The 9,754-nt window shown below is 72.2% G+C and carries 9 protein-coding genes and 1 pseudogene; 8 read left to right on the top strand and 2 right to left on the bottom strand.

The window, feature by feature from the left end:
- Positions 1-111 precede the first annotated feature (111 nt).
- The 7 genes and pseudogenes from AQI70_RS14595 (at position 112) to AQI70_RS14565 (ending at position 7,702) form a co-directional block, all read left to right on the top strand.
- Entirely contained in the window at positions 112-1,521 is a 1,410-nt protein-coding gene (locus tag AQI70_RS14595; protein ID WP_062148882.1) for a cytochrome P450, read from the top strand.
- Positions 1,518-2,303, top strand: coding sequence for a DUF5944 family protein (locus AQI70_RS14590; protein WP_062148878.1), 786 nt, complete (start codon positions 1,518-1,520; stop codon positions 2,301-2,303). Before AQI70_RS14595 ends, AQI70_RS14590 begins: the two co-directional genes overlap by 4 nt.
- Positions 2,300-3,163 (top strand): hypothetical protein, encoded by an 864-nt coding sequence (locus AQI70_RS14585; protein ID WP_062148875.1) that lies wholly within the window; start codon positions 2,300-2,302, stop codon positions 3,161-3,163. The genes AQI70_RS14590 and AQI70_RS14585 overlap by 4 nt, the downstream gene beginning before the upstream one ends.
- A complete protein-coding gene (locus tag AQI70_RS14580) occupies positions 3,160-4,248 on the top strand; it encodes a hypothetical protein (protein ID WP_062148872.1) in 1,089 nt (362 codons plus the stop codon). Before AQI70_RS14585 ends, AQI70_RS14580 begins: the two co-directional genes overlap by 4 nt.
- On the top strand, positions 4,245-5,642 hold the full coding sequence (locus tag AQI70_RS37415) for a SagB family peptide dehydrogenase (RefSeq protein WP_062148869.1): 1,398 nt from the start codon (positions 4,245-4,247) through the stop codon (positions 5,640-5,642). Before AQI70_RS14580 ends, AQI70_RS37415 begins: the two co-directional genes overlap by 4 nt.
- Positions 5,643-5,764: 122 nt before the next feature.
- Positions 5,765-6,262 (top strand): annotated as a pseudogene (locus AQI70_RS14570) (DUF6624 domain-containing protein); the annotation flags it as partial.
- A 210-nt stretch (positions 6,263-6,472) separates the two neighbouring features.
- Positions 6,473-7,702, top strand: a complete 1,230-nt coding sequence (locus tag AQI70_RS14565; RefSeq protein WP_062148866.1) for a serine hydrolase domain-containing protein — start codon at positions 6,473-6,475, stop codon at positions 7,700-7,702.
- Positions 7,703-7,741: 39 nt separating this feature from the next.
- On the opposite strand, the gene AQI70_RS14560 is transcribed toward AQI70_RS14565, so the two are convergent.
- Both AQI70_RS14560 and AQI70_RS14555 read right to left on the bottom strand, forming a co-directional pair.
- Positions 7,742-8,158 (bottom strand): helix-turn-helix domain-containing protein, encoded by a 417-nt coding sequence (locus tag AQI70_RS14560; protein ID WP_062148863.1) that lies wholly within the window; start codon positions 8,156-8,158, stop codon positions 7,742-7,744.
- A gap of 175 nt (positions 8,159-8,333) precedes the next feature.
- Complete coding sequence (locus tag AQI70_RS14555; RefSeq protein WP_062148861.1) at positions 8,334-9,257, bottom strand: LLM class F420-dependent oxidoreductase; 924 nt, start codon at positions 9,255-9,257, stop codon at positions 8,334-8,336.
- 239 nt (positions 9,258-9,496) lie between these two features.
- Here AQI70_RS14555 and AQI70_RS14550 point away from each other — a divergent pair, with 239 nt between their 5' ends.
- Complete coding sequence (locus AQI70_RS14550; RefSeq protein ID WP_062148859.1) at positions 9,497-9,697, top strand: hypothetical protein; 201 nt, start codon at positions 9,497-9,499, stop codon at positions 9,695-9,697.
- Positions 9,698-9,754: the final 57 nt, after the last annotated feature.

The following is a 9,754-nucleotide window of genomic DNA, read 5'->3' as shown; positions in this document are numbered from 1 at the left end:
CCCCCGCCCCGACCACGACCCCGATCCGCACCCCCCGCCCCGACCACGACCCCGATCCGCACGCCCGCCCCGACCGCGCCCTGCCGTGACCGACGCCCCGAGGTGCCCGCGATGAACTGGAAGGCCATTCCCCTGGTGAGCGGCGCGGCGGCCTGCCCGGCACATCCACCCGGCCGGCCCGCCGGCCCCGGCCCGGGCCCCGGTCCCGGCGACGAGCCGCCGGGCCGCCATCTGCGCGAGCTGCGCACCGCACCGCTGGACCTGCTGCGCCGCGCGGCACACGAGGGCACGCACGGTCTGGCCCGGCTGGACGCGGGCCCCGGCGCCTGTCTCGTGGTGAACGACCCGGCGGCCATCGACGTCGTGCTCGCCGACCGCGACGCCGTCTTCTTCAAACCGAAGATGGAGCTGTGGAAGCGCGTGCTCGGCGAGAACGTGCTCACCAGCGAGGGCCCCGACTGGGCGAGTTCACGGCGCCGGAGCGTCCGCATCACCGGGGCGCGGTACGTCCGGCGCGCCGCCCGGATCGTCGCCGGGGCCGCCGACGAGCGGCTGCGCCACTGGACGGGCACGGACCCGCTCGACATCCACGAGGAGATGCGGTCGCTCACCCTCGCGGCGACCCTGCGCCAGCTGTGCGGCACCGACGCCGACTTCGACCTGCGCGCTTTCTCGCACCATCTGCGCACGGTGATGGAGTGCATCCACGCCCTGGAGTCCGCGCCCGCCGCCCCGGCCGAACACGACGACGTCCGCAGGGAGTTCAGCCGTGCCGCAACCGAGCTCAGGACCTCCGTACTGAATCTCGTGGCCCATCATCCCGGCGGCCGGGACGACTTGATCGGCCTGCTCACCGACGCCCCCGGGGAGCCGCTGACAGTGCGGCAGGTGTGCGACGAGGTCCTCGCCCACCTCATCGCCGGGCACGAGTCCACGGCCACCTCGCTCGCCTGGGCGCTGCTGCTGCTCGCCGGTGATCCGGCGGTGACCGAGCGGGTGCGCACGGAGATCGACACGGCCGTCGGCGACCGGGCCCCCGAGGACGCGGACCTGGCCCGTATGCCGCTGCTGCGGGCGGTCTTCCTGGAGGCGCTGCGGCTGTACCCGCCCGCCTGGACGATCATGCGGGCCACCGGCCGGCCCAGCGTGGTCGGCGGCGTACGCATCCCGGCCGGGGCGGTCCTGCTGGTCTCTCCCTACGGCGTGCAGCGCTCGGAGCGCTGGTTCGAGGGGCCCGACGAGTTCCGGCCGGAGCGCTGGCTGGGCGGCGGGCGAAACGGTGATCCGAAGTACACGTTCTTCCCCTTCGGGGGCGGCCGCCGCTCCTGCCCCGGCCGTCAACTGGCCCTGGTCACCGGGGGCGTGGTGCTCACCCGGGTGCTGCAGGGCTTCTCCCTGGCACCCGTCGGCGACCCGCTCCGGGCCGCCGTGGACATCATCCTGCGTCCCCGTCCCGGCACCCGGCTGCGGGCGACCCCCAGGCAACCGGAACCCGCCGGACACCGAAAGGAATCACGATGAGGCATGCGACGACCGCGCTGGTCGCGGGGCTGATGCGCAAGGAGGAGTTCTCCGGCCGGACGCTGGAGGAGGCCATGGCGCGGTACGTCATCTCGCCCACCCTGGCCGCCCGTACGGCCGCCGTGCACTGCTCGGTCACCGGCCGGCTCGCCGCGCCGGGCGTGGTGGAGCTGCGCTGCACCACCCGGCTGGACGGGCTCACCGAGCCCTTCGCGCTCAAGCACACGTACACCTTCCCGCTGCTGGACGAGGTGCGGGAGTCGGGGCTGGTGCTGCGCCCCGAGACGCCCGCCGGCACCAGCGAGATCCTGGTCGCGCTCAAGGACGGGGCCAAGAGCTACGTCAACGTCGCCGTGCACGACGACGAGGGCTACATGCTCTACTCCTCGGTGCTCACCTACGACCGCCGCGGCGAGGTCCGCCCCTATGTGCCGGTGATCCCGGACAAGTTCACCTCCCCGCTGTCCCTGGGCAAGGCCGAGCTGGGCGAGGCGGTCGACGAGCGGGGCCACCGGGTGCTGCGGCTCGTGCTGGAGCTGGAGGAGCTGACCGGTCCGGCCGTGGTGAAGGTCGGCTACAACACCCTGGGCATCCAGGAGGTACGCCGTTTCGAGGCCGGTCCCGCCGATCCGGTGGTCGTCTCGGACCTGCTGCTGGAGAACAACCCCGAGCTGCTGCCGGGCGAGTGGGTGATCGGAGCGACCGACGCCGAGGACCGCATGCTCGTCAACGGCATCGTCCGGGTGGCCCCCATGGGCGGACCGCGCGGAGCGACGGCATGAGCGCACCCGCCGGGCACGACCGGCACGCGGCGGCCACGGCGCTGCACTGGTTGCACCGGCACCCGATCGACCGGCGGGACGCGCCCGCCCTGCCGCTCGCCGACGAGGCGTGGTTCCACGCCATGCTGCTCGAACGTTTCTCCACCCTCTGTCCCGCCGACGTACCGGCCTGGGAAGGCACTCTGAACGCCCTGCTGGACACGGCGCGGCAGCCGGCTCCGCCCGCCGCCCGGCAGCACCCCGCCGCCGAGGCGGACGACCTGCTGGGCACCGCGATGCTCGCCCACCTGCTGCACGTCCGGGCTCCCGGCGACAAGGCCGCCCGGCACCTGGTCGAGCGGCTCGCCCCGCGCCTGAGGACGGCCTCCCTGCCGCCCTTGCACGCCCTGTGCCTGGCGCACAACCTGCACGAGCTCGGCGAACACGACCTGGCCGGCGCCCTGCGCCCGCCGCGGGACGCCGATCAGGCGGCAGCGGGCCTCACCGGTGCCGAACGGCTGCTGACCCAGGCCTACTTCCACACCCATGTGGTGCTGTTCGCCTTCGGCACCTTCCGCAGGCCCGACGCGGACCCCGCGCCGCTCGCGGGCAGCGTTCGCTTCCTGCGCCGGCACGCCCCCGCCTTCGCCCGGTACGGCTGGGCGGACCTGTGCGCCGAGGCGGCGCTGTCCCTCTCCCTGTGCGCGGCACGCGACGAGGACTTCCGCCTGCTCATCGCGGCGCTGCACGGCTCGCAGCGCCCGGAGGGCGACTGGACGCACCCGCGCGTCGACGCCCGCCAGGCCCGGCACGCCACCATGATGGCGTCCCTGGCCCTGCTGGAGTCGGCGCGGCACTCGACGGCGGCGGCACGGGGATGACCGACGTGGGGCACCTCGCCGAGCTGCGCGGCCTGGAGCGGACGGTCCTGACGGTCACCACCCCGCACCATCCGACCTGGCTGCCCGTCTTCCCCGTCGCCCACCTCGCCGAGCACCTCCTCGGACGGGAGCTGGGCCGGCTCCCCGGCCTGAGCGCCCTGACCGGTCATCTGCGCCGGGACCTGATCACCGTACGCTTCCTCACCGCCACGGCCGGACCGGCCGCGTTCGACGTCCGGCAGCTGGTGGACCTGCGGGAGACGGCCCGGCAGGACTTCGAGCAGGAGCGGCGCGTCCTCGCCGTGGAGGACGCGATCCTGCCGCCCCCGCTGCGCACCGCGGGACGGCTCCCGGCGTCGCTCGCCGAGTTCCTGGACGCATGGCGTCGGACGGAACCCCGGCCCCGGCTGGAGCGGCAGCCCTACCTCACGGACCGGCTGAGGGAACTCGTCGACCCCGCCGCACCACCGCACCCGTACGGTACGACGGCTCCCGACCCCGGCCCCGCGGACCCCCGCCAGGAGCACGCCGAGGCGCTGGCCGCCGTACGCCGCAGGACCTGTGGCACCCCACCGGAACTGTTCCTGGACGGCGGCCCGTTGGAGCAGTACTGCGGGGCGGGCTCGGTCTTCCTCGCGGGACTCTCCGCCTACCGCTCCCCCCTCTTCCGCGGGCTGCGGGAAGGCCCGCGTCCCCTCTACACCCTGAAGCTGTTCGACTTCCCGTGGCGGCGGCGCACGTTCATCGCCTGCGTCACCCAACCCGCCATCGGCCCGGCCGAGTTCGCCGCCACGCTCGGCGCCCGCACGGTCGGCCTGATCGCCGGCCTCGACGACGCCGACCTGCGCACGGTGCTCGCCGAGGGCCGAGTCGCCGTACTCGACGACCTGGCCGCCGTACTGGACTTCCCGCCCCGGCGGGCCTGGCTGCCGGTGCTGGCGCGTCTCAACGGCTTCAGCGCGCGGCCCGCCGATCTCGCCCGCCCGGTGCTCGACTGCACCGTCGACGACCTCGCCCGGTACCGCGACACCTTCCTCGACGCGTACGCCCGGCACATCCACCGCACCGCCCGGGAGGCCGTATGACCACCGCCTCGTACACCCTCGTCGGCTTCGACCCGCTGGGCCTGGCCCCCGCCGACCGCCCCGGGCTCGGCCCCTTCACCGGCACCGCGAGCCCCGTCCTGACGACCCTCGACGCACTGCGCGACCGCCTCGCGGACCTCGCGGCGGCGGGCCGGACCGGCTGTGTCGTGGCCGTCCTGGACGCCGACCGCGCGCCGGAGGCGGTACGGCTGCGGCAGGAACTCAACGAGACCGTGCTCGCCGCGGGCTCCCCCCTCGTGCCCTGTGTCGTGACCGATGACCGCACCCTGCGCATCGGCCCCTGGGTCCGGCCGCACACCACACCCTGCCTGGCCTGTTTCGCCCGGGACCTGCTCCCCGCCCCGGACGGCTTCCGACTCGACGCGCTGCCCCGGCCCGCCGTCACCGACGACCGCAACGAGCCGACGACCAAACCGGACGACCTGGTCGCGGCCGGTCTCCAAGAGGCGCTCGGCACCCTGCGCACCGGGCTGCGGGACAGCCCCGACCGGTCGGTGTGGGGCCGTGTCCTGTCGGTGCGCGTCCAGGCCGACGGACGGCTGCTACGGGAGTCGTGGCGGGCGCCCAGGGACCCGGACTGCCCGTCCTGCGGCGCGCCGAGCGGCCTGCCCCGCCTCTCCCGGATCCTGCACGAGAACAGCAAGCTGCACGAGCACTTCCGGGAACGGGACGCGATCGACAGCGCCCACGCCACCGCCGAGCCCGCCGATCAGCGACCGTCCCCGGTGCATCGCCTGCCCGACGTCCAGGGCATACGGTCGCTGCCGCTGGAGGAGGCGATCACCCGCCGCCGTTCCCGCCGCCGTTTCGGACCGTCCGCCCTGGACCCGGCCGACCTCTCCGCCCTGCTGCACTACTCCTCCGGCGTCACCGGCTGGGGCAGGACCACGGACGGCGGCCGGATCCCGCTGCGCGCGGCGCCGTCGGGCGGTGCGCTGTACCCGATCGACGTGTACACGTATCTGCGCCGGGTGTCGGGCCTGCCGCGGGGCCTCTTCCGGTACGACCCCCTCGCGCACGCCCTCGTCGCGACCGGGCGTCCGGCTGATGCCGGCGAGCGGCTGTCGGCCCACTCGGCGCATCGTGAGGTACTCGACGACGCCGCGGCGATCGTGCTGCTCGCCGCGTCCTTCGGCCGGACACAGGCGAAATACCTCGAACGGGGCTACCGGATCACGCTGATGGAGGCCGGGCACATCGCGCAGAACCTGCAACTCGTCGCGACCGCCCGGCGCTTGCGGGTGTGCGGGGTGACCGGCTTCGTCGACGACACCGTCAACGACGTACTGGGACTCCCGGCCCAGGGCGAGACCCAGGCCCTGTATCTGCTGGCCGTCGGCCGCCCGCTCACGCCGGCCGGCTCCGGGGCGTAGATCCATTATCGCCGCTCGCCGAGGTGCCTGTCACCGTTCCCCGGAATGATCTTTACGCCCGATATGCCCCCTAGGGTTGCCGATGACGCACACAACACGTCGACCGATCCTGGGAGTTGAGAGTGGCGCACGACGTTGCCGCACTGGCGGAGGTACTCAAGGCCATGGCCGCGAGCGACCAGCGGTCCTCCGTTCACGCGAACAGCGACGACCCGGCCGAACAGCTGGCGTGGCGCCGGCTGACCGCACGGCACGGCGACCGGCTCGGCGAGATCATGGACGAGTACGGCTGGCCCACGGCGGAACTCGTCGGCGAGGAGGCCGCTCGCTCCGCGTGGCTGATCGCCCAACACGCCGACCGACAGCTCCACATCCAGCGACGCGCCCTGCAACTGATGCAGCAGGCGGTATCGGCAGGCGCGCCCGGCGCACGCGAACTCGCCTTCCTGCGCGACCGTACGCTCGTCAACGAGGGCCGCAAGCAGATCTACGGCACGCAGATCGCCGGCGTGAAGGACGGAGCACCGGTTCCGTGGCCCTGCGAAGAGCCCGAGCGCATGGACGAACTGCGCGCGGAAGTCGGCATCGAGCCCTTCGACGAGTACGTCGCCAAGTTCGCACCGCCCCCCAGGAGTAAGGCAGACTCCATCGCAATACCCGCCCCAGGCCACCCATTGCGTTCAGCGTCACACTCATTGCAACGCACCCACCCAACCTGGCTCACCAACAAGCAAATTGCGCCCCCAACCCATCGTTGACGAATCACTGAACGCAATATAGCGTCGTGAGCGTTCAGCAATTCCCAAACATTGCATGCAGGGAGACTCATGATGGGAACGGGCAAGGGCGGCTTCTCCGCGGCAGGCCTGCGCAGAGTGCGCGACGTACTGGCACGGCACGTCGAGTCCGGGAGGATTCCCGGACTCGTCGCGCTGGTCGACCGCGGCGGTGAGACGCACGTCGAAGCATTAGGGACGATGCGCCATGACGGTGGCGCGCCGATGCGCCGGGACACGATCTTCCGGATGGCGTCCACGTCCAAGCCGGTCGCGATGGCGCCGGTGATGGCCCTTCTCGACGAGTGCAGGCTGCGGCTGGACGACCCGGTGGAGCCGTGGCTGCCCGAACTCGCCGACCGCCGGGTGCTGACGCGGATCGACGGCCCGCTGGACGACACCGTGCCGGCACAGCGGCCGGTCACCGTACGGGACCTGGTGACCTCCACGTTCGGGATCGGCATAGATCTGACCGCGCCGAGCTCTCCGATCATGTCCGCGATCTTCGAGCGGGGCGTCTACACCCAGGGGGCGGAGCCGACGCCCGAGCCGGACGAGTGGATGCGCCGCCTGGGCACGCTTCCGCTGATGCGGCAGCCCGGAGAGCACTGGCAGTACCACGTCAGCCACGATGTGCTCGCCGTGCTCGTCGCGAGGGTCACGGGCCGGCCGTTCGAGACGTTCCTGCGCGAGCGCGTCCTCGCTCCCTTGGGGATGAAGGACACCGGCTTCCACGTGCCCGCCGACGACATCGACCGGCTGCCGCCCAGCTACGCCCCGGACCCGAAGACCGGAGAGTTCCTCGTGTGGGACGAGGCGGCAGGCGGACGGTACAGCCGGCCTCCGGCGTTCCCGTCAGGCGGCGGTGGGCTGGTCTCCACCGTCGACGACTACCACGCCTATTTCCGGATGTTGCTGCGTCACGGGATGCACGGGACCGAACGGATCCTGTCCCGGCCCGCCGTCCAGCTGATGACCACCAACCGCCTCACGCCCGAGCAGCAGGCCGCCCGGGACGCCCTGGCCCGCAACAACGTCCATGTGTCGTTCGGCCAGGGGCTGCACGGCGGCTGGGGCCTCGGGATGGCGGTGCGCACCCATCGCGGTGACTACGCGTCCGTAGGCCAGTTCGGCTGGGACGGCGGAACCGGCACCACGGCCTACGCCGACCCGGACAAGCAGCTCACCGGCATCCTGCTGACCCAGGTCGGGATGTCCACGCCGGATTCGGCGCGGCTCATCCACGACTTCTGGACCACGGTCTACCAGGCGATCGACGACTGACACCGGCCGGGCGCCCCCGTAGACCCTGGACCCACGCCCCTAACCGTGCCCGAGGGCCAGTTGGCGATGGTCGCTGGGAGACATCCCGTACGCGGCCCTGAAGGCCCGGCTGAAGTGCGCCGCATCCGAGAAGCCCCAGCGGGAGGCGATCGCCCGGATGGACCGCGTACGCAGCCGTGGATCCGCCAGATCGCGGTGGCAGTGCTCCAGTCGGCAGTGCCGGATCCAGGCGGCGACGGTCATCTGGTGGGTGTCGAAGACCTGGTACAGATAGCGCACCGAGATGTGGTGGGCCTCGGCGATCGCCGCCGGGGTCAGCTCCGGGTCCCCCAGCCGGTGTTCGATGAAGGCGCCGATCTGTTGGCGCAGGACGCACCGACGGGAGTGGACCGGCACTCCCAGCCGGACGGCGCCGACGCCGCGGCCTTCGGTTTGCTGTTCCAGATTCAACAACATGCGTGAGAACACAGCTGAAGCCCCCCGGGTTCCTTGCAGCTTGCGAGTCGCGGCAACAAGACGGTCAACCACCTCAATCGGTGTTGACCCGTCTCCTTGATAACGCATCACCCATTGCAGGCACTCCGGAGTTCCCGGGGGAAAGCAGCATATGGCCGGATCTGTACCTCCCGCCCTACGACAGCTGCGACTGGACCTGGGAGGAGATGAGCTCCAGGTGGTCCAGGTCGTCCAGATCGAGGACCTGGAGGTAGATCCGCGCCGAACCGATCTCCTGGTACCGGCCGATCTTGTCGACGACCTCGTCCGGGGAGCCGGCGAGCCCGTTGAGCTTCAGCTCGTCGACCTGACGCCCGATCGCGGCGGCACGGCGGGCGACCTCCTGATCGTCCTTCCCCACACACACCACCAGCGCGTTGGAGTAGACGAGGTCGTCCCCCTTGCGTCCGGCCTCCTCGGCGGCGACCCGCACCCGCCCGAACTGCCGCTCGCTGTCCTCGACCGAGGCGAACGGCATGTTGAACTCGTCGGCGTACCTGCCGGCCAGCCGCGGCGTACGGGTGGCGCCGTGCCCGCCGATCAGAACCGGAATGCGGTCCTGGGCGGGCTTGGGCAGGGCGGGGGAATCGGTGAGGTCGTAGTACGTCCCGTGGAAGTCGAAGGTGTCCCCGACCTCGGTCGCCCACAGCCCGGTGACGATGGCGAGCTGCTCCTCCAGCCGCCCGAACTTCTCCTTCGGGAAGGGGATGCCGTACGCCTTGTGCTCCTCCTCGAACCAGCCGGCCCCCAGGCCGAGTTCGACACGCCCGCCGGACATCTGGTCGACCTGGGCGACCTGGATGGCGAGCACGCCGGGCAGCCGGAAGGTGCCGGCGGTCATCAAGGTGCCGAGGCGAATCCGCTTGGTCTCGCGCGCGAGACCGGCCAGCGTGATCCAGGCGTCGGTGGGTCCGGGCAGTCCGTCCCCGGAGCCCATCTTCACATAGTGGTCGGAGCGGAAGAACGCGTCGAACCCAAGGTCCTCGGTGGCCTTCGCCACGCTGAGCAAGGTCTCGTAGGTGGCCCCCTGCTGGGGCTCGGTGAAGATGCGAAGATCCATGACTCCATCCTGCACACCACGCCACCGGTCAACGGCACCGGTCCCCCCTGCCCGCGAGTCCCCGGTCGGGTGAATTCCGTCAACGCCGAAGCCGCCCCCTGCCCGTACCAGTGACCGCCCCCGACGGTGATCGTTGGCTCCCTCGGAGCCGGACCGCCCGGCGCCCGCCCCGGCCGCTGACGCCGGAGCGTCACCTGGTCGGCCCACTACCCACGGGGCCGCAGGCCGAGGAGGCCGTCATGTCCGAGGAACTCACACCGCAGCAGGCCGGCGGCCCCGGCCCGCAGAAGGGGCTGCTGCAGCAGATGGAGGAACTGATGGCAGCGCTGAACGCGGACCTGTCGGCCCTGGACGCGGATCTGCAGTCGACCGGAGGCGCAGGGCGCCCTGCGCCGACCGGACCGGGCCACCAGGCGCCGCGGGGTGACGGCGTCGGCTGAGATCCTCGGCGTCGGCACGGACCCTGCTGGGTGCCTGCTTCGGCCATGAAGGGGCCT

The sequence above is a fragment of the Streptomyces curacoi genome, assembly GCF_001513975.1.
Lineage (GTDB): Bacteria > Actinomycetota > Actinomycetes > Streptomycetales > Streptomycetaceae > Streptomyces > Streptomyces curacoi.
The sequence above is the reverse complement of the archived record's forward strand: the minus strand, read 5'-3'. Positions and strand labels throughout refer to the sequence as shown.